The organism is Blautia sp. HCP28S3_G10 (assembly GCF_052065235.1).
GTDB lineage: Bacteria > Bacillota > Clostridia > Lachnospirales > Lachnospiraceae > Blautia_A.
The window spans coordinates 80,185-99,984 of record NZ_JBQHUL010000005.1; the positions used below are offsets into that span (position 1 = coordinate 80,185).

Here is a 19,800-nt window from a genome sequence, read left to right on the forward strand (position 1 = left end):
AAAACATATGTAAGATCAGTCTTTTTTCAGTTTGATTTTTTCTTTTAAGACAACGCAGCATGCAAGGTCGCCGATAACATTGACACAGGTTGCGCCCATGTCGCAGAGGGTGTTGATACTGATATAGACCCCCATAATACCTGCAGGAAGACCAGCCATAGTGGCAAGTGCTGCAAAAGATGCGATTGCTCCGCCTGGTATTCCAGGCGTTCCTACAGAGAGAAGTACATTTGCAAGGAGGATAATGACCATCATAGAAACACTTACATTAATTCCACAGGCATTTGCGAAGAACATGATCATAAAGGACATCAGGATAGAAACCGCGTCCATATTTACAGTTGCGCCAAGTGGAATGGCGATACTGGTGATCTGGTTGGAAACACCCATATCTTCTTCCATACATTGTTTACTGATTGGGATTGTTGCAGAACTGGAACAGGTACCGAATGCATTCAGTGCTGCAGGCATAATAGCCTTGAAGAAGCGTACAGGGCTTTCTTTTCCAATGATTTTTACTGCAAGACCATAAACAATGATTGCAAATCCAAAGAATGCAATATAAAGAATAATCAGCTGTGTGGCAAGTGAAATAATAGTTTCAGTTCCGTTTGCTTCAACTACAGGAACGATGGTACAGAATACACCGATCGGTGTAAAGTACATAACAGTGCTGATTACTTTCAGGCAGACTTCGTTGAGAGAGTCGATAACTTTTACAAGCGGATTCCCTTTTTCACCGACTGCGATCAATGCAAATCCCACGATAACGGCAAATACAAGAACCTGAAGCATATTTCCGTTTGCAAAAGCAGCGATTGGATTGGATGGAATCAGATTTTTGATAGTGTCCAGAATATTGCTCATATCTGTGGCCTGAATATCTGAAGTTGCCATTTCAAAGGAAACACCTTTTCCAAGATGGATCAGTCGTGGAATGATCAGACCTGCCAGACTTGCGAGAGCTGTTGTACTGAGAAAGAAAATCATGGCAGAACCGGTGATTTTACCGGTAGTACGTATGTTTCCGATGCTGCAGATTCCCATAACGATAGAACAGAAGACAAGTGGAAAAATCATAAGATTCAGGGCATTCATATAGATACCACCCAGAAGACTGGTAACAGTCAGAATAAGGCCAAAGCGTCCTGCTAGAAACAGTCCGGTACAGATACCGAGAATGAGCCCTACAAAGATAGCACCGGTGATGTGTTTCCGGTACCAGGCATAAATTTGTTTCATTTTGTTCCCTCCTCATAAATGTAAACGATGTATATATAGCATAAATATACACGAAATATGTTGGAAATTATATCATGTACCGTCATATGGTGTCAAGAAAGCCCATGAAAACAGAAATCTACCTGTTTAATTTTTTATACGAGTATGCTATTATACTTTTTATGGTATTTATTACCTGGGAAAAGGTAATAATTATGAGGAAGGCTGGGGGAGTGACTGTGAATAACAAAACATTACAAAAGAGAGAATTGGATTATTTTTTTGTTGAAGAATCATATGGAGGAAATCAGGATCTGTTTCCGGATCCGCTTATGAGAGACTGCGGCTGTGGCGCAATAGCAGCCTGTGAAAGCAGTGTGTTTTTTGCGAGACGTGCGGGAATGGACAAGCTGTATCCTTACAGGAAAGATGAGATCACCTGGGAGGAATACCATGAATTTTCATATCTTATGAAACATTACCTCTGTCCGGGGCCGGACGGGATTGACACTCTGGAAATGTTTATGAACGGATTTGAAGAATATCTTGAAGATGTCCATGAGCAGAGGGTAAAGATGAATCCGTTTCATGGAAATCATACATATGAAGAAGCAAGGAAAGCACTGTGCAGACAGATAGATAATGACTGTCCGATTCCCTATCTGCTTCTGAAACATCAGAACAGTAAGGGCTATCTGGAAGATTATATCTGGCACTGGTTTATTGTTGCAGGATATGAAGAAAAAGAAGATGATCTTATGGTAAAGGCAGTTTCCTATGGGGAATATAAATGGTTTCCTTTAAAAGAGTTATGGGATACAGGATATGACCGAAAAGGCGGTATGATTTTGTTTCATATAGAGCAGTGACATTTTTTTTGATTCCGGAGGTATTTATATGGAAGCAAGAGAGATATTAAACAGATTCAGAAATGGTGAGATCACAATAGAAGAAGCTGAGCATTATTTCCGTAAAGAGCCTTTTGAAGAAATGGGTGAATATGCAAAACTGGATTCGCACAGGGAGATACGATCAGGTTTTCCGGAAGTCATTTTTTCAAGTGGAAAGGCAGATGAACATTTTGTCCATATTTTCAAAAAACTCTATGAGGATAATGGAGAAGTTCTTGGAACGCGAGCTTCCAGACATCAGTATGAGCTTGTAAAAGACCTTCTTCCCGGAGTGAAATATGACGAACTCTCACATATTATCAAAATTGAAAAAAGGGATAAAGAACATATAGGAAAGATTGCGGTCTGCACAGCAGGAACAGCAGATATTCCGGTAGCAGAAGAGGCTGCCCAGACAGCAGAATATTTCGGTGCACACGTAGAAAGAGTTTTCGATGTCGGAGTCAGTGGCATTCACAGACTGTTTTCAAGACTGGAAGTAATCCAGGATGCTACCTGCGTGGTAGCAGTTGCGGGGATGGAAGGTGCGCTTGCAAGTGTGCTTGGAGGACTGGTAAATAATCCGGTAATTGCTGTGCCGACATCTGTTGGTTATGGCGCCAGCATGAATGGACTGTCTGCACTTCTGACGATGGTCAATTCCTGCGCAAACGGAATTGCAGTAGTGAACATAGATAATGGATATGGAGCAGGATATATGGCAACACAGATCAACCGGCTTGCAGTAAGAGGCTGGAAAAAATAATACAGGAGATATACATGGGAGAGACCTTATATTTAGAATGTTATTCAGGAATCAGCGGAGATATGACAGTTGCGGCACTCCTGGATCTTGGCGCAGATCAGGGGAAACTTGACAGAGCACTGAAAAGCCTGCCTATTGACGGATTTTGTACAGAAATTTCCAGAGTTATGAAATCAGGACTTGATGTATGTGATTTTTCTGTGATTCTGGATCAGGATAATCATGATCATGACATGGAATATCTTCATGGAAGAGGGCAGCACCACAGCCATGAAGAATATGAACATTATCATGGTGAACATGAACACCATCATGAAGGACATGAACATTGTAATGAGGCTGCACAGAATCATCACCATGAACATATGCACAGAGGCATGAAGGAAATCAGGGAAATACTTAATAGCGCTGCTCTTACAGAAAGAGCACGAAATACAGCACTTAAGATATTCAGTGTGCTTGCTGAGGCTGAATCAAAGGCTCACGGAGTGCCGATGGAAGAAGTACATTTTCATGAGGTAGGTGCCGTGGATTCGATTGTAGATATCACGGCTGTGGCAGTATGCCTTGATGATCTTGATATCGAGGAAGTGATCGTGCCGGTTCTCTGGGAGGGCACCGGGTTTATCAGATGTCAGCATGGACTGATTCCGGTACCTGTACCCGCTGTTTCCAATATTGTATCTGCAAATCACCTGAAACTGAAAATCACAGATGTTCAGGGGGAACTGGTTACACCTACAGGTGCGGCAGTAGTGGCAGCCATCCGTACTTCCGAAAAACTACCGGAAGATTTTACAATAGAAAGAACCGGCCTTGGAGCTGGCAAAAGACAGTACAGCTGTCCTGGAATTTTAAGGGCGATGCTGATTCGCACGGAAACTGCCGGTGATACTGAAAGAGACACGGTCTGGAAACTGGAAACAGACATTGATGACTGCTCAGGGGAAAACATGGGAAGGGTAATGAACCTTCTTATTAGAAACGGTGCAAGAGAAGTGCACTATACACCTGTCTATATGAAAAAAAACAGACCGGCGTATGAACTGACCGTGATCTGCAAAGAGGACAAAAGAACTAAACTTGAGCAGATTATTTTTGAAGAAACAACTACTATAGGTATTCGGAGGACACCAATGGACAGGACAATCCTGAAAAGAGAGATTCAGGAGATTGAAACATTTATGGGAAAGGCTGTTCTGAAGGTGTGTGAATTACCGGATGGAAAGAAAAGAGCTTATCCTGAATATGACAGCGCAACTGCACTTGCAGATGCAAATGGAATAAGCTTCAGAGAAGCATATAACAGAATTTTGGACTGCTGGGAGACAGGAAGGTGAGACAGAAATGAAAACAGGACTGGTTTTGGAAGGCGGAGCCATGCGAGGCATCTATACGGCAGGAGTACTTGATGTGCTGGACGAGCATGGAGTTCATTTTGACGGTGTGATCGGTGTTTCAGCAGGGGCGCTTCATGGCTGTTCATTTGTATCAGGTCAGAGAGGGAGAAGTCTTCGTTACTTTAAAAAGTACAGAAATGACAAACATTTTATGAGTCTCTGGAATCTGATACATACAGGTGAAGTAGTAGGTACACAGCTGTGTTATCATGATATTCCGGAGAGACTGGATCCATTTGATTATGAGGCATTTCTTAAATCAGACACGGATTTTTATGCGGTATGTACCAATCTTGAAACCGGAAAAGCAGAATATATTAAAATCACAGATATGATGAATCAGATTGATGTCATGCGTGCCTCTGCTTCGATGCCATATGTTTCAAAGACTGTTGAGTATAATGGAATGAAACTTCTGGACGGTGGCTGCGCAGACAGTGTACCGGTACAGAAATTCCGGCAGATGGGATATGACCGTACAGTTGTGGTTTTGACAAGAGAAGATGGTTATCAGAAGAAACCGCAGAATGCTGCTGTAGCAGAACTTAAATATCACAAATATCCGAATTTTGTGAATGCGTTGAAAACCAGACATGAAGAATATAACCGGACGCTGAAAGAAATAAAAAATCTGGAAAAAACAGAAGAGATTTTTGTGATCAGACCAAGCGTAAAACTGACTATTGGCAGAATGGAAAATGACATAAATGAAATACAGAAAGTTTATGATATTGGCAGGAAAGATGCAGAAAAACAGGTGGAAAAAGTCAAAATCTGGCTGAAAGGATAAGACCGTGCGAAAAATGAATCCAAATGAGATGAGGGTAATCGCAAGAATCCATAATGATTTTCCGACAAAATTTGGAATACCACATCAGAGCAACCGTCTTGATGTGTTGAAGGCAACAATTGTTTTTGAAAAAGAATACCGTGTCCGTGATGCTGTCAGAGGACTGGAAGAATACTCCTATATATGGCTTCTCTGGCAGTTTTCAGAGGCTGTAAGAGACGGATGGTCTCCGACAGTAAGACCTCCGCGGCTGGGGGGAAATACGAGAATGGGCGTATTTGCCACAAGATCTCCGTTCCGTCCTAATAATATTGGACTTTCTTCCGTAAAACTGGAAAAAATTGAACAGGATCCGGTGCTTGGACCTGTACTTCACATATCAGGAGCAGACCTTATGGATGGAACACCAATCTATGACATCAAACCATATCTTCCTTATGCGGACAGCCATCCGGAAGCAGCAGGTGGTTTTACGGACCAAATAGAGGATTATCGTCTTGAAGTGGAATTTCCGGAACTACTTATGGAACAGATTCCAAAAGAGCAGAGAGAAGCGCTTCTGGAAGTATTGGCAAATGATCCACGGCCACGCTATCAGAATGATCCTGACAGGCTTTATGGAATTGCTTATGGACAGAAGGACATTCAGTTCAGAGTGAGGGACAAAAAGCTCCAGGTAGTAAATGTACGGCCATTTAACACTCTTTTGCGTTAAACTGAAAAAATGTTTTGACAAATAAATTATAGTGTGTTAGTATGTACTTACTAGGTTAGTGCATACTAACACGAAACTGGAAATCAGGCGGCGGTGAAGCCGCTTTTATTTAAAAACATAAGTTAGTTGAGAATAACAAAGAGGTGACCGTATGAGTATAGTAATCGTAGGCGGAAATGAACGCATGGTATGTCAGTATGAAGATATCTGTAAAGGATTTGGATGTAAGGCGAAGGTATTTGCAAAAGAAAAAGGTGCCATGAAGAAAAAAATCGGTGCGCCGGATCTTCTGATTCTTTTTACAAATACAGTTTCTCACAAGATGGTGAACTGCGCTGTAGAGGAGGCAAAAAGAAAATCAATTCCGGTGTGCAGATGTCATACAAGCAGTGCAACTGCACTGGAAGGTATCCTTCGTCAGTACTGTGCGTAAGAAATTTTAAAGAAACACTTGCAAATCTTTCTGTTTTTCAATACAATAGATAACAAAGTTTTATTACTGTAGCAGAGGAAAGTCTGCGGATCAATAAAAACAGAAGGGTAAGAAGTGTTATTATGAAAAAAGTTGTAAAATTCGGCGGAAGTTCTCTGGCCAATGCAGAACAGTTTAAGAAGGTTGGAGACATCATCAGAAGTGAAGAAAGCAGACGTTATGTAGTGCCATCTGCACCTGGTAAAAGATATGCAGGAGATACAAAAGTCACAGATCTTCTGTATGCATGTTATAACAAGGCTGAGTCTGAACAGGACTTCACAAACATTCTTAAAGAAATCAAAGAACGTTATTATGAAATTATCCGGGGTCTGAAACTTGATCTTTCTCTTGAAGAAGAGTTTAAACAGATTGAGGCGGATTTTAAAGCTCATGCAGGAAGTGAATATGCTGCTTCAAGAGGTGAGTTCCTGAATGGTAAAGTAATGGCCGCTTATCTTGGATATGAATTTGTAGATTCCGCAGAAGTAATCCGTTTTGATAAAAATGGAAACTTTGATGCTGATAAGACAGACAAACTTCTGTCAAAACGTCTTCAGAAATGTGAAAAAGCTGTAATTCCGGGATTTTACGGCGGGAAAGAAGACGGAACAGTGAAGACATTCTCAAGAGGCGGTTCTGACGTAACAGGTTCTCTGGTTGCCAAGGCAATCCATGCTGATGTTTATGAGAACTGGACAGATGTATCAGGTTTCCTTGTAACAGACCCGAGGATTGTTGAGAATCCGGCAGTGATTGAGACTATCACTTACAGAGAACTGAGAGAACTTTCCTATATGGGTGCTACTGTGCTTCACGAGGATGCAATTTTCCCTGTCCGTAAAGAAGGTATTCCGATTAATATCCGTAATACCAACCGTCCGGAAGATAAGGGTACATTTATTGTAGAAAGTACTTGCCGTAAGCCCAAATATGTGATCACAGGTATAGCAGGAAAGAAAGGTTTCTGTTCTATCAATATTGAAAAATCCATGATGAACAGCGAGATTGGATTTGGAAGAAAAATTCTCCAGGTATTTGAAGATCAGGGAATCAGTTTTGAACATGTTCCTTCAGGAATCGATACAATGACTGTATATGTTCACCAGGATGAATTTGAGGAAAAAGAACAGCAGGTAATTGCAGGAATCCACAGAGCTGTACAGCCTGATTTCGTGGAAATGGAATCTGACCTTGCACTTATCGCTGTTGTAGGCCGTGGAATGAAATCCCAGAGAGGAACAGCAGGCCGTGTATTTGCAGCACTTGCCCATGCCCGCGTAAATGTAAAAATGATCGATCAGGGCTCCAGTGAACTGAATATTATTATCGGTGTGGAAAACAGAGATTTTGAGACTGCTGTAAAGGCTATTTATGATATTTTTGTAATGACACAGATCTGATAAGGAAGAATCCAAATAAGAGATCTGTACAGAAATCAATAAAAAAAGCGCCAAAAAAATCATAACTCCTGAGTTAAATTTGTAAAAAGTATCGAAAAATATGAAGAAAATTTAAACTCTATTGACAGGAGATTCACAAAGTGCCAAAATACGCATAAATCAAAATCAGGAGGTTGAAGGATATGATTGAAAAGCAGATCAGACTGAACGCCACAGAGGACGTAAAGGAATTTGTAAACGAAGCAACAAAGTGCGAGTTTGATATTGATATTTCGTATAACAGAATTATTATTGATGCAAAATCACTTTTGGGCATCCTGAGCATGGATCTTACGAGAGAACTTACTGTAAGATGTTATGGGGAGAGTCAGAGATTCAATAAAGTGATGGAAAAATTTGCTACAGCATAATAATATTTGATACCAGTGTAAATTTGGGGCATTTGCCCCGGACTTCTAAAAAGGCGCATATCCGGACTGGAGATATGTGCTTTTTTTTCATTATAAGAGATTACTCCGTAATGTTCCAATAAAGGTTGTATAATAAGAATAGAGGTGTTACTGTTTACTGGTAATATAACAGTAACAATATGAAAGGCAGAAAAAAATGGAAAAACCGGTGATACGTATTTCAGTTCGTAATCTGGTGGAATTTATTTTGAGAAGCGGAGACCTGACAGGCAGAAGCGGAACTGCTGCAGACAAAGAGGCCATGCTGAAGGGGAGCCGCATTCACAGAAAAATACAGAAACAGATGGGGAGCAATTATAAGGCAGAAGTTTCCCTGAAAAGAGATACTGAATATGAAAATGTTATTCTCCGGACAGAAGGCAGGGCAGACGGAATTTTTACGGAGGAAGACAGGACATGTATTGATGAGATCAAGGGTGTATACAGAAATATAGATCAGATGGAAGAACCTGTACCGGTACATCGGGCACAGGCCTTATGTTATGCGTGGATATGGATGGAACAGCAAAAACTTGATGAGATTGATGTGCAGATGACATATGTGAATCTGGATACAGAAGGTGTCCGACGTTTTCGTGAAACAGTTTCACACGACGAACTTGAAAAATGGTATCAGAATCTTATGGATGCCTATTACAGGTGGATCAGTTATCAGATCACCTGGCGAAAAGAACGGAATGTCTCAATGGAAAACCTGGAATTTCCTTTTCCATACAGAAGCGGGCAGCGTGATATGGTTGCCGGGGTTTATCACGCGCTTTCAAAAGGAGAACAGATTTTTGTGCAGGCGCCAACCGGAGTCGGAAAAACCATGTCATCTGTTTTTCCGGCAGTACGTGCAGTCGGAGAGGGCAAAGGTGAAACAGTTTTTTACCTGACAGCCAGAACAATTACCAGAACAGTAGCTCAGGATGCCTATGAGATTCTGCGGGAGAAAGGTCTGAAATTTAAGGTAATCACACTTATTGCAAAAGAAAAACTCTGCTTCTGTGAAAAAACAGAATGTGAACCGGAAAAATGTCCCTATGCAAAAGGCCATTTTGACAGGGTAAATGATGCGGTCTATGAATTATGGACAGAAGAGCAGGCATTTGACAGGGAAACGATACTCCGACAGGCAGAAAAATGGAAAGTCTGTCCTTTTGAAATGAGTCTTGACCTTGCCGTGTGGATGGATGGGATCATCTGCGATTATAATTATGTGTTTGATCCTAATGCCTGTCTGAAGCGTTTTTTTGGAGAAAATAATCCCGGAGAATATATTTTTCTTATTGATGAGGCACATAACCTTGTTGACAGAGGAAGAGAAATGTACAGTGCAGTTCTGTGCAAAGAAGATATAGAAAATATCCGAATAAAAGTAAAAAAATACAGTCCGAGACTCGGGCGTCTTCTGAATAAAACAAAGAAACAACTGGAGACACTGGAAGAAGACTGTATCAGCTGGAAAGTACTCGATAATGCAGGGGCGCTTCCTGTCAGCCTTCTGAGTGTACAGGGGGAAATGGATAAACTTCTGGAAGAACCTCCTTCGCAGGAGTTTACAGATGATATACTGGAATTTTATTTTCAGGTACGTGATTTCCTGAATATAGCAGAACTGGTAGATGAAAATTATGAAGTTTATGTTTCTTATGGAGAAGATGGAAAATTTCGCATGAAATTATTCTGCGTAAATCCCGCAGCCAATCTTCAGCGATGTCTGGACAAAGGCAACAGTACTGTGTTTTTTTCTGCCACCCTTTTGCCTTTAAAGTATTATCGTAAAATGCTCAGCACAAGATCTGAAAATTTCGGACTCTATGTGGGTTCACCTTTTGAACAGAAAAAACGCTGTCTTATGATTTGTACAGATGTAAGCAGTAAATATACAAGACGTGGATATAAAGAATACCGGAAGATTGCGGAATACATTGCCAGGATGGCATGGCAGAAAAAAGGCAATTACATGGTATTTTTCCCATCATATAAATTGATGGAAGATGTATATCAGATTTATCAGGAAGAGTTTGCTGTCAGCTGGGTAAGGTGCATCTGTCAGAGCAGTGCCATGACAGAGTCTGAGAGAGAAGAGTTTCTGCAGGAATTTCGTGAACAGGAAGATACACTTCTTGCTTTTTGCGTTATGGGAGGTGTTTTTTCGGAAGGAATCGACCTTATGGGTGATCGTCTGATCGGTGCCGCTGTTGTGGGAACCGGACTCCCGCAGGTGAGCGCAGAAAGGGAAATCCTGAAAAACTATTATGACAGAAAGGGAGAACAGGGGTTTGACTATGCCTATCGTTATCCGGGAATGAATAAGGTCCTTCAGGCGGCGGGACGGGTGATTCGCACAAAAGAAGACCGGGGAACCATTCTTCTTATGGATGAACGTTTCTGTCAGAGAGAATACAGGACACTTTTTCCACAGGAATGGCAGGAGATAAAATACTGTAGCCTGGAAACTGTAGAAGAACATATTCGTGATTTCTGGGCAACTGTTCAAAAGTTTTACTGAGGAGGAAAACAGCCGGACTTGACAGAAGAACAGATCAACGCTACTATGAACACAACATAAATCAGCACAGCTGATGACAAAGGAGAATGGAATGAAATATGAAACCTGTTATCAAAAACTGGGGATTCTGATCATGAGCCTGTGTCTGGCAGCAGCAGAACCTGTTGTAACCGTATCTGCGGATACAGACAGCCTTCTTTCCGTTACAGATGAAGCACAGATAAAACCAATGGAAGATGGTTCTGGAAAATATCTTCTGAAAAGTGACGGATTTTACTGCCTGAAAGAAAATGGGTCAAAAGATACACAGAGTGCGGTTCATTATTTTGACCATTTGCAGATTGACGGAACTGTAATGGACGGTTTTTATTATCATGATGAAACAGGAAAATTTCAGGCAGGGAGTCCTCATATTATTAAAATAAAAAATCTTACCTGTGATAAAAATACCACAGATGCTGATACCGGAATACAGACTACAGAAGAAGTTACCTTTGACGGCTGTTACATGGTAAATAATCTGGGAAAACTTTCAGCAGCACCGCAGGTCCGTTATATAGATAATCTGACCCTTGATGGAGTGAATTACAATGGATATTATTATTTTGATGAAAACGGTCGCATGGTTACAGAAAACGGTATGCATCAGCTTGATATGACCTCCAATGGCAAAAAATTTTCCGGAACATATTATTTCGGAGGAGTAAATGGTGTACTGACCGAAGAAAACGGAACAACTCCGGAAGGTTTTCCTGTAGATGAAACAGGAAAAATCCAGAATCTGGATGATCTGGGGATGGATACGTTGAAACCGCAGCTGGAATCCATGCTGCAGGAATATGACGGTCAGTGGAGTGTATACGTAAAAAATCTGGATACGGATGAGGAGATTCTCCTGAACAATACACCTTTATATTCAGCAAGTCTCATAAAAGCATTTGTTATGGCAAAAACTTACGAAGATATGGATATAGTTCTTACAAATGAGGCTGCATTTATGAAAACAGATGTAGATAACACGGCAGTTTCCACCAAGGTGAATGATCTTCTCTGGAATATGATCACAGTCAGTGACAATGAGTCCTGCAATGAATTAGGAAGACTTCAGTCCGAAAAACATGATTTTCTTGAAGGAGCAAAGGAGGTAAACAGGTATCTGAAAAAAGAAGGGTATAAAGATACCAGTTACCAGAGTACACTGCATCCTTCTGCTTCACCGAAACTATCTCTTGGAGAACATAATACAACAACAGTTGCAGACTGTGGACTTCTCCTGGAACGTATTTACAGAGGAGAATGCGTAAGTAAGGAGGCTTCTGCAAGTATGCTGGATCTTCTGAAAAATCAGCAGAATACTGTGAAAATCCCGTCAGGGATCAGCGATGATGTGGTAATAGCAAATAAGACCGGGGAAACCGATGAAGATCAGCATGATATTGCAATTGTATATGGACCAAAAACTACATATATTCTCTGCGTAATGTCTCAGGACTGGAAAAACGGAAATACAGCAATCGAAAATATCCGTACGATTTCCAGAACTGTATACAATTATCTGAATCTGTGAGATTATAATGTATTGCCGTGTAACCGTTCACAGATAATATTGCCACGAATGGAATGACCGGTAACTTACATTGCTTTTTGGCTGAGAATCATGTATAATAGCAATCTGTAACAGTATATAAAAATCAGGAGGAAGAAACTACATGCGAGTCGATACGGATGATTTTGCCCGACCTTGCAGGTGCGGAAAGACGCACCAGACAGATGTAAAAGAAATTTTTATTGAAGAAGGAGCAGTGGAGAAACTGGAAGAAGCCATGTCAGAAGGTTTCCTGAAACAGTATATTTCTCCTTTGCTTATCTGTGACACCAACACATGTCAGGTTACAGAAGAAAAGATGGAAGATATCTATGACAGATGTCAGGTTCTTGTTCTGGACGCTGATGATCTTCAGGCTGACCAGCATGCAGTGGAGATTGTAGAAAATTATATGGACGAGGATATTGATCTGATCCTCGCAGTAGGTGCAGGAACAATTCATGATATCAGCAGATATATTGCTTTTCAGTATAAGATTCCTTTTATTTCTGTTCCGACAGCAGCAAGCGTTGAAGGATTCGTATCAACAATAGCGGCAATGAACTGGAATGGTATGAAGACAACAGTTCAGGCACAGCCGCCGATTGCAGTTTTTGCAGATACCGGGATATTTGCACATGCGCCGGAGCGCCTGACAGCTTCCGGAGTTTCAAATCTCCTGGGAAAATATATCTGCCTTGCGGACTGGAAAATTGAACATATAATTACAGGTGAATATATTTGTGAAGAAATCATTGAACTGGAAGAAAAGATATTGAAGACAGTACGTTCCTGCCTGAAGGACATTGCTGAGGGCGATGAACCGGCCTGTGAAAAATTAATGTATGGTCTGATCTTTTCAGGACTGGCTGCGCAGATGGCAGGAAGTTCAAGACCTTCTTTTTCTGCGGAACATCATCTTTTGCATCTTTGGGAGATGGAAGTGATCAATGACAGGCTGGAGGCTCTTCATGGAGAAAAAATTTCTGTTGCAACCATGCTTGTGCTTCAGAAGTATAAACACATTGCCGCAGTAATACGTGAGGGCAGATGCAGAGTCAGGTCATGTCCGCAAGATGAAAGCATACTTATTAAAAAAACATTTGGAAACAAAGACATTTTTGGAAAAATAAACAAAGAAAACCAACCGGATCCTCTTGAAGAGATCAACCCGGCAAGACTTGAAGAATGTCTTACAGAGATTGCGGATGTGATTGATGAGCTTCCGCAGGAGGAAGAACTTCTTCAGGCAATGAAGAAGGCCGGATGCAAATACAGTGTTTATGATATCGGACTTACAGATGAGATTATTTCTCTGAGTCTGAAACTGGCACCATATGTAAGCAGAAGACTCAGCCTTTTGAGAATCGGTAAAATGCTGGAGATAGAAGGAGAATCAGTATGAGAGTAGGAATGGGATATGATGTACATAAGCTGACAGAAGGCAGGGATCTTATTCTGGGAGGGGTAAATATTCCCTGGGAAAAAGGTCTTCTCGGACATTCAGATGCAGATGTACTGATCCATGCGGTGATGGATGCTCTTCTCGGAGCAGCAGCACTTGGGGATATTGGAAAGCATTTTCCAGATACGGATCCTGCATATAAGGGAATCTCAAGTGTAAAACTTCTGCTACATGTAACAGAGCTTCTGAAACAGAACGGATACAGTATTGGAAATATTGATGCAACGATTATTGCCCAGAAACCCAAGATGGCACCTCATATTGCCCAGATGCGCAAAAACATGGCAGAAGCAATGCAGATACCGGAAGACTGCCTGAATATCAAGGCAACAACGGAAGAGGGACTTGGATTTACAGGAAGAGGAGAGGGAATTGCTGCCCAGGCAATTTGCCTTCTTATCTGAAAGAATGCCGAGACATTCTTGAAAAATAAATACAGAAAGCGGAGGAAAGAAAAATGAGACTTTTTAATACAATGACACGAAGAAAAGAAGAATTTGTACCTCTGGAAGAGGGAAAAGTGAGAATGTATGTATGCGGTCCTACTGTATACAATCTCATTCATATCGGAAATGCGAGACCAATGATCGTTTTTGATACGGTACGCCGTTATCTGGAATATAAAGGCTACGAGGTAAATTATGTATCCAATTTCACAGATGTAGATGACAAGATTATCAAAAAAGCCATCGAAGAGGGAGTAAGTGCAGATGAGATATCTCAGCGATATATTGCTGAGTGCAAAAAAGACATGCAGGGTATGAATGTAAAACCTGCAACAACTCATCCGCAGGCAACACAGGAAATTGACGGTATGATCGAGATGATCCAGACACTGATCGACAAAGGTTATGCCTATCCGGCTGCAGACGGAACTGTATATTTCCGTGTGATAAAATTTAAAGAATATGGTAAGCTTTCACACAAAAATCTTGATGACCTTCAGTCAGGATTCCGTGCACTGCAGGTATCCGGTGAAGAGCAGAAAGAGGATCCGATGGATTTTGTTCTCTGGAAACCGAAAAAAGAAGGAGAACCATACTGGAAATCCCCATGGTGTGACGGAAGACCGGGCTGGCATATTGAATGTTCTGTAATGTCCAAAAAATATCTTGGAGAGGAAATTGATATCCATGCAGGTGGAGAAGATCTTGTTTTCCCTCATCATGAGAATGAGATTGCACAGAGTGAATGCTGCAATGGAAAAACATTTGCAAGATACTGGATGCATAATGCATTTCTGAATATTGATAACCGAAAGATGTCCAAGTCTCTTGGCAATTTCCGTACAGTACGTGAAATCAGTGAACAGTATGATCTTCAGGTTCTCAGATTCTTTATGTTGAATGCTCATTACAGAAGTCCACTCAATTTCAGCGCAGATCTGATGGAAGCTTCCAAAAACGCTCTGGAGAGAATTACAGAGGCTGCGGCAAGACTTCATGACCGCAAAGAAGCTGCCGAAATAAAAGAAGCAACAGAGGCGGAAAAAGCGCTTATTAATGATGAACAGGTTTTTGTTACAAAATTTGAAGAAGCCATGGATGATGATTTCAACACAGCAGATGCACTTGCTGCAATCTTTGAACTTGTCAAATTCGCAAATACAAATGTTCAGGAAGGAAGCTCTGAAGAATTTGCAGCATCAACACTTGCTCTTCTGGAGAAACTCTGTGATGTTCTCGGGCTGATCGTGGAGAAAAAGGAAGAAATTCTTGATGATGAGATCGAAAAACTCATTGAGGAACGTCAGGCTGCCAGAAAAGCAAAAGATTTTGCAAGAGCAGATGAGATCCGTGGAGAACTCCTTGAAAAAGGAATTGAACTGAAAGATACACGAGAGGGTGTTAAATGGAAACGAATCTGATGAAGCTTAAAGAAGCTTTCCATCTGAAAGACCAGGATATGCGAAGCTATTCGCCACTTACTCTGGCTTATATCGGCGATGGAGTGTATGAATTGATCATCCGTACAATCCTTGTAAAAAAAGGAAACTGTCCTGTAAATCAGCTTCACAAAAAAGCCAGCAGTCTGGTGAAAGCTTCTGCGCAGTCTGCCATAATAGATAATATTGAAAGTGAACTGACAGAAGAAGAACATGCTGTTTATAAAAGAGGAAGAAATGCCCATTCTCCTACAATGGCAAAGCATGCCACGATGGCAGATTACCGGAGGGCAACCGGATTTGAGGCGCTGATGGGATATTTATATCTGAAAGAGGACTATGACAGAATGATCACCCTGGTCCGAAAGGGAATAGGAGAGGATAAATTATGAGTGAACAGATAGAAGGACGTAATGCGGTACTGGAGGCTTTTCGTTCAGGAAAGTGTGTAGACAAACTTTTTATTCTGGACGGATGCCAGGATGGCCCAGTACGTACTATAGCAAGGGAAGCACGCAAAACAGATACGATCATCAATTATGTGACCAGAGAAAGACTGGATCAACTCAGCGAAACAAGATCACATCAGGGAGTTATTGCACAGGTCGCTGCTTATGAATATTCAACAGTAGATGAAATTCTGTCAAAAGCTGAAGAAAAGGGAGAGGCACCATTTCTGATTCTTCTGGATAATGTGGAAGATCCGCATAATCTGGGTGCAATTATCAGAACAGCAAATCTTGCAGGAGCACACGGTGTGATCATTCCGAAAAGACGTGCTGTCGGGCTCACATCCACTGTTGCAAAAACATCAGCCGGAGCACTTAATTATACACCGGTTGCAAAAGTAACAAACCTTGTAAAAACAATAAAAGAACTGAAAGAAAAAGGTATCTGGTTTGTATGCGCTGATATGGATGGAGAAACAATGTACAACCTGGATCTTACAGGACCTATGGGGCTAGTGATCGGTAATGAAGGTGAGGGAGTCAGCCGACTTGTGCGCGAAGCCTGTGATTTTACAGCTTCCATTCCTATGAAGGGAGATATAGATTCTCTGAATGCATCTGTTGCGGCAGGCGTGCTGGCATATGAAATTGTCAGACAGCGTATTCAGAAAAAATAGAATCAGGGGAGTTGTTATGAGCCACTATGATGATTACAGTGACGAGGAACTGATTTCCAGACTTCGCAGTGGAGAAAGCGGAATTTCTGATTATCTGATGGAAAAATATAAAGAACTGGTCCGTTATAAGGCGAGAGCCATGTTTCTGATCGGTGGTGAGACAGATGATCTCATACAGGAAGGGATGATAGGTCTGTTTAAGGCTGTGCAGAATTATCAGCCCGACAAAGATACATCTTTTCAAACCTTTGCAACATTGTGCATTGACAGACAGCTGTACAGTGCAATACAGAATTCCAACCGTCAGAAACATATGCCTCTTAATTCGTATGTATCACTAAGCGAAGAAGAGCAGGAGGATATTGAAGGAAACTGGATGGAAAGTCCGGAGGCAATTATTATCGACCAGGAAAGTACCAGGGCACTGGAGCAGGAAATACAGAAAGTCCTGAGTCCTATGGAAAACAAAGTCCTGAATTATTATCTGAGAGGATACAACTATATAAAGATTGCCAAACTGATGAACAAGACACCGAAATCAATAGATAATGCACTTCAAAGGATACGTGGTAAAATAAGAAACTTTCCCCTTTCTTTTCTGTACAAAAAGTAGTACAATATCTGTAGTTTTTATGAGTGAAAAGACGACATGTCTTTGAATTTGAAAGGAGCAGCGATTATGGCAAAGTTAAACAAATACTGGGGACTTGTAGCTGTAGGAGCAGTAGCAGCAGCGGCAGCCGGAGCAGTGGCAGCACTGGTACTTAAGAAAAATCCGGAAGAAAATTTTGATGAGGATTTTGATGATTTCGAAGAATCTGAAGAAACTGAAAAAGAAGACAAAAAAGATGGAACTCAGGAGAAATTTGCTGACTGGGAAGAAGCTGAAGAAATGGTAGAAGAAGCCGTTGAAGAAGAAACAGCTTCCGACGAAGAAGAAACAGCTTCCGACGAAGAAGAAACAGAAGAAAATGAACCGGAAGAAGATCCGGAAGCAGCAGATAAAGAACAGTAAAAAAACAGCACACCTCAAATGTGAGGTGTGCTTGTTTTTTTATGCTTTTGGCAAACGGAAAGAACTCTTCAGAGAAACGATTCTGTTAAATACAGGAGCGCCCTCTTTTGAATCATGGATATCTGCACAGAAGAAGCCATTTCTTACAAACTGGAAGCTGTCATAGCCTTTTGCCTTCATAAGAGCAGGCTCAACATATGCTGTAACAGTAGTAAGAGAATTAGGATTTACATTCAGGGATCCGTCGTCTTTATTATATACACCTTTTTCTTCATCTACGATGTTTTCATAGAGACGTACAGGAACCTGTCCGGCATGAGAAGCTTCTACCCAGTGGATAGTACCTTTGACTTTGCGTCCATCCGGTGCATTTCCACCTTTTGTAGCAGGATCATAAGTGCAGTGAACAACACGTACAGTTCCATCATCATCTGCTTCAAATCCGGTACATGTTACAAAGAATGCATTCATAAGACGTACTTCTGTTCCGATAAAGAGTCGTTTGTATTTTTTGGGAGGATCGATCATGAAATCTTCACGTTCGATATAAAGCTCTTTTCCGAATGGGATCTTACGGGTCCCGAGAGCTTCATTTTCCATGTTGTTCGGAGCTTCCAGATACTCAACCTGTCCTTCAGGATAATTATCAATTACAAGTTTGATCGGATCGAGAACTGCCATCATACGTGGACGTTTTAATTTGAGGTCTTCACGGATACAGTATTCAAGCATTGCATAATCAACAGAACTGTTGGCTTTGGAAACACCACAGAGATCTACAAACATCTTGATGGATTCCGGTGTGAAACCACGACGACGCAGCGCTGCAATCGAAACAAGACGAGGATCGTCCCATCCGTCTACAATGCCGTCTTCAACTAATTTTTTGATGTAACGTTTACCTGTAACAACATTTGTCAGATATAATTTGGCAAATTCAATCTGTTTTGGCGGCTGTGGATATTCCAGTTCACGTACTACCCAGTCATAAAGCGGGCGGTGGTCTTCAAATTCCAGCGTACAGATGGAATGTGTGATTCCCTCGATTGCATCTTCAATAGGATGCGCAAAGTCATACATCGGATAAATGCACCATGTATCGCCTGTTCTGTGGTGAGTCATGTGGGCAACACGATAGATAACCGGGTCACGCATATTCATATTTGGAGATGCCATGTCAATTTTGGCACGGAGAACCTTTTCTCCATCTTTGTATTTGCCGGCTTTCATTTCTTCAAAAAGCTGAAGATTTTCTTCGACACTTCGATTACGGTATGGACTTTCTTTGCCAGGTTCTGTAAGAGTTCCACGGTATTCACGTATCTGATCTGCTGTCAGGTCACAGACATAAGCCTTGCCTTTTTTTATAAGTTTTACAGCAGCTTCATACATCTGACCAAAATAATCTGAAGCAAAGAAAAGTCTGTCTTCCCAGTCCGCACCAAGCCATTTGATATCTGCTTTGATGGATTCTACGAATTCACTTTTTTCTTTTGTAGGGTTGGTATCATCAAAACGCATGTTGAATTTACCATTATATTCTTTGGCCAGTCCGTAATTTAAAAGAATGGATTTGGCGTGTCCGATATGAAGGTATCCATTCGGTTCCGGTGGGAAACGGGTGTGAACAGTGTCATATACACCTTCTGCCAGATCCTTGTCAATAATATTTTCTATAAAGTTTTTTGAAACGGTTTCGTTCTCCATCTCATTTCCTCCTGAATTATTTGCTTCTATATGAAATAATAAATAATGATACCATACTCTTTAGAATTTTTAAAGTTTTAGTGGGAAAATAATGAAAAAAGAAAATTGAAATTTTTAGTTGACAATTCATACATCTTCTGATAACATATTCAAATGTGAGCGATAAATGTCTCATTAACAGATAATTGCTGCTGTGGCTCAGTCGGTAGAGCGTCGCCTTGGTAAGGCGGAGGTCACGGGTTCGATTCCCGTCAGCAGCTTTTTTTAAAATTCTGAGTTTTTTAAATATATATTTATGTTGGCACTGTTCCGGAAATACTCGGATTAAGTGCCTTTTTTGCTTTTATGACATTATTTTGTAATGTTCTGATAAAGCAAATGTTTCTGGTAGTG

19 protein-coding genes and 1 tRNA gene are annotated in these 19,800 nt (G+C 41.1%); 18 read left to right on the forward strand and 2 right to left on the reverse strand.

Going from position 1 to position 19,800, the window contains the following annotated elements:
* Nucleotides 1-15: 15 nt before the first annotated feature.
* Complete coding sequence (locus ACTNB8_RS03920; protein ID WP_441052465.1) at nt 16-1,242, reverse strand: dicarboxylate/amino acid:cation symporter; 1,227 nt, start codon at nt 1,240-1,242, stop codon at nt 16-18.
* A gap of 218 nt (nt 1,243-1,460) precedes the next feature.
* On the opposite strand from ACTNB8_RS03920, the gene ACTNB8_RS03925 reads away from it, so the two are divergent.
* The 17 genes from ACTNB8_RS03925 (at nt 1,461) to ACTNB8_RS04005 (ending at nt 17,700) form a co-directional block, all read left to right on the forward strand.
* Nucleotides 1,461-2,090, forward strand: a complete 630-nt coding sequence (locus ACTNB8_RS03925) for a hypothetical protein (RefSeq protein ID WP_441052467.1) — start codon at nt 1,461-1,463, stop codon at nt 2,088-2,090.
* Between the two features lie 28 nt (nt 2,091-2,118).
* Complete coding sequence (larB, locus tag ACTNB8_RS03930) at nt 2,119-2,877, forward strand: nickel pincer cofactor biosynthesis protein LarB (protein ID WP_441052469.1); 759 nt, start codon at nt 2,119-2,121, stop codon at nt 2,875-2,877.
* A gap of 14 nt (nt 2,878-2,891) precedes the next feature.
* Nucleotides 2,892-4,217, forward strand: coding sequence for a nickel pincer cofactor biosynthesis protein LarC (gene larC / locus ACTNB8_RS03935; protein WP_441052470.1), 1,326 nt, complete (start codon nt 2,892-2,894; stop codon nt 4,215-4,217).
* 7 nt (nt 4,218-4,224) lie between these two features.
* Complete coding sequence (locus ACTNB8_RS03940; protein ID WP_441052471.1) at nt 4,225-5,067, forward strand: patatin-like phospholipase family protein; 843 nt, start codon at nt 4,225-4,227, stop codon at nt 5,065-5,067.
* Between the two features lie 13 nt (nt 5,068-5,080).
* Entirely contained in the window at nt 5,081-5,782 is a 702-nt protein-coding gene (gene tsaA, locus ACTNB8_RS03945) for a tRNA (N6-threonylcarbamoyladenosine(37)-N6)-methyltransferase TrmO (RefSeq protein ID WP_441052557.1), read from the forward strand.
* Nucleotides 5,783-5,933: 151 nt separating this feature from the next.
* A complete protein-coding gene (locus tag ACTNB8_RS03950; RefSeq protein WP_296156321.1) occupies nt 5,934-6,215 on the forward strand; it encodes a DUF2325 domain-containing protein in 282 nt (93 codons plus the stop codon).
* Nucleotides 6,216-6,337: 122 nt separating this feature from the next.
* Nucleotides 6,338-7,657, forward strand: a complete 1,320-nt coding sequence (locus tag ACTNB8_RS03955) for an aspartate kinase (RefSeq protein WP_441052473.1) — start codon at nt 6,338-6,340, stop codon at nt 7,655-7,657.
* A gap of 182 nt (nt 7,658-7,839) precedes the next feature.
* On the forward strand, nt 7,840-8,067 hold the full coding sequence (locus ACTNB8_RS03960; RefSeq protein WP_296156325.1) for an HPr family phosphocarrier protein: 228 nt from the start codon (nt 7,840-7,842) through the stop codon (nt 8,065-8,067).
* A gap of 196 nt (nt 8,068-8,263) precedes the next feature.
* Nucleotides 8,264-10,624 (forward strand): ATP-dependent DNA helicase, encoded by a 2,361-nt coding sequence (locus ACTNB8_RS03965; RefSeq protein ID WP_441052475.1) that lies wholly within the window; start codon nt 8,264-8,266, stop codon nt 10,622-10,624.
* 91 nt (nt 10,625-10,715) lie between these two features.
* Nucleotides 10,716-12,191, forward strand: a complete 1,476-nt coding sequence (locus ACTNB8_RS03970; protein WP_441052476.1) for a serine hydrolase — start codon at nt 10,716-10,718, stop codon at nt 12,189-12,191.
* 142 nt (nt 12,192-12,333) lie between these two features.
* Nucleotides 12,334-13,614, forward strand: coding sequence for a sn-glycerol-1-phosphate dehydrogenase (locus tag ACTNB8_RS03975; RefSeq protein ID WP_441052478.1), 1,281 nt, complete (start codon nt 12,334-12,336; stop codon nt 13,612-13,614).
* Complete coding sequence (ispF, locus tag ACTNB8_RS03980; RefSeq protein ID WP_296156330.1) at nt 13,611-14,078, forward strand: 2-C-methyl-D-erythritol 2,4-cyclodiphosphate synthase; 468 nt, start codon at nt 13,611-13,613, stop codon at nt 14,076-14,078. Before ACTNB8_RS03975 ends, ispF begins: the two co-directional genes overlap by 4 nt.
* A 53-nt stretch (nt 14,079-14,131) precedes the next feature.
* Nucleotides 14,132-15,541, forward strand: coding sequence for a cysteine--tRNA ligase (gene cysS / locus ACTNB8_RS03985; RefSeq protein ID WP_441052480.1), 1,410 nt, complete (start codon nt 14,132-14,134; stop codon nt 15,539-15,541).
* Entirely contained in the window at nt 15,526-15,951 is a 426-nt protein-coding gene (locus ACTNB8_RS03990) for a Mini-ribonuclease 3 (protein WP_441052482.1), read from the forward strand. The genes cysS and ACTNB8_RS03990 overlap by 16 nt, the downstream gene beginning before the upstream one ends.
* Nucleotides 15,948-16,685 carry a 23S rRNA (guanosine(2251)-2'-O)-methyltransferase RlmB gene (gene rlmB, locus ACTNB8_RS03995; RefSeq protein ID WP_441052484.1) on the forward strand — a complete coding sequence of 246 codons (738 nt, stop codon included), beginning with the start codon at nt 15,948-15,950 and terminating at the stop codon, nt 16,683-16,685. Before ACTNB8_RS03990 ends, rlmB begins: the two co-directional genes overlap by 4 nt.
* Nucleotides 16,686-16,701: 16 nt before the next feature.
* Nucleotides 16,702-17,298 (forward strand): sigma-70 family RNA polymerase sigma factor, encoded by a 597-nt coding sequence (locus tag ACTNB8_RS04000; RefSeq protein WP_441052486.1) that lies wholly within the window; start codon nt 16,702-16,704, stop codon nt 17,296-17,298.
* A gap of 66 nt (nt 17,299-17,364) precedes the next feature.
* Entirely contained in the window at nt 17,365-17,700 is a 336-nt protein-coding gene (locus tag ACTNB8_RS04005) for a hypothetical protein (RefSeq protein ID WP_441052487.1), read from the forward strand.
* A 39-nt stretch (nt 17,701-17,739) separates the two neighbouring features.
* Here the strand turns inward: ACTNB8_RS04005 and ACTNB8_RS04010 are convergent, their stop codons facing one another.
* On the reverse strand, nt 17,740-19,407 hold the full coding sequence (locus ACTNB8_RS04010; protein WP_441052489.1) for a glutamine--tRNA ligase/YqeY domain fusion protein: 1,668 nt from the start codon (nt 19,405-19,407) through the stop codon (nt 17,740-17,742).
* A gap of 187 nt (nt 19,408-19,594) precedes the next feature.
* Here ACTNB8_RS04010 and ACTNB8_RS04015 point away from each other — a divergent pair.
* Nucleotides 19,595-19,667: transfer RNA gene (locus ACTNB8_RS04015), tRNA-Thr, on the forward strand.
* The last annotated feature ends 133 nt before the right edge of the window (nt 19,668-19,800 follow it).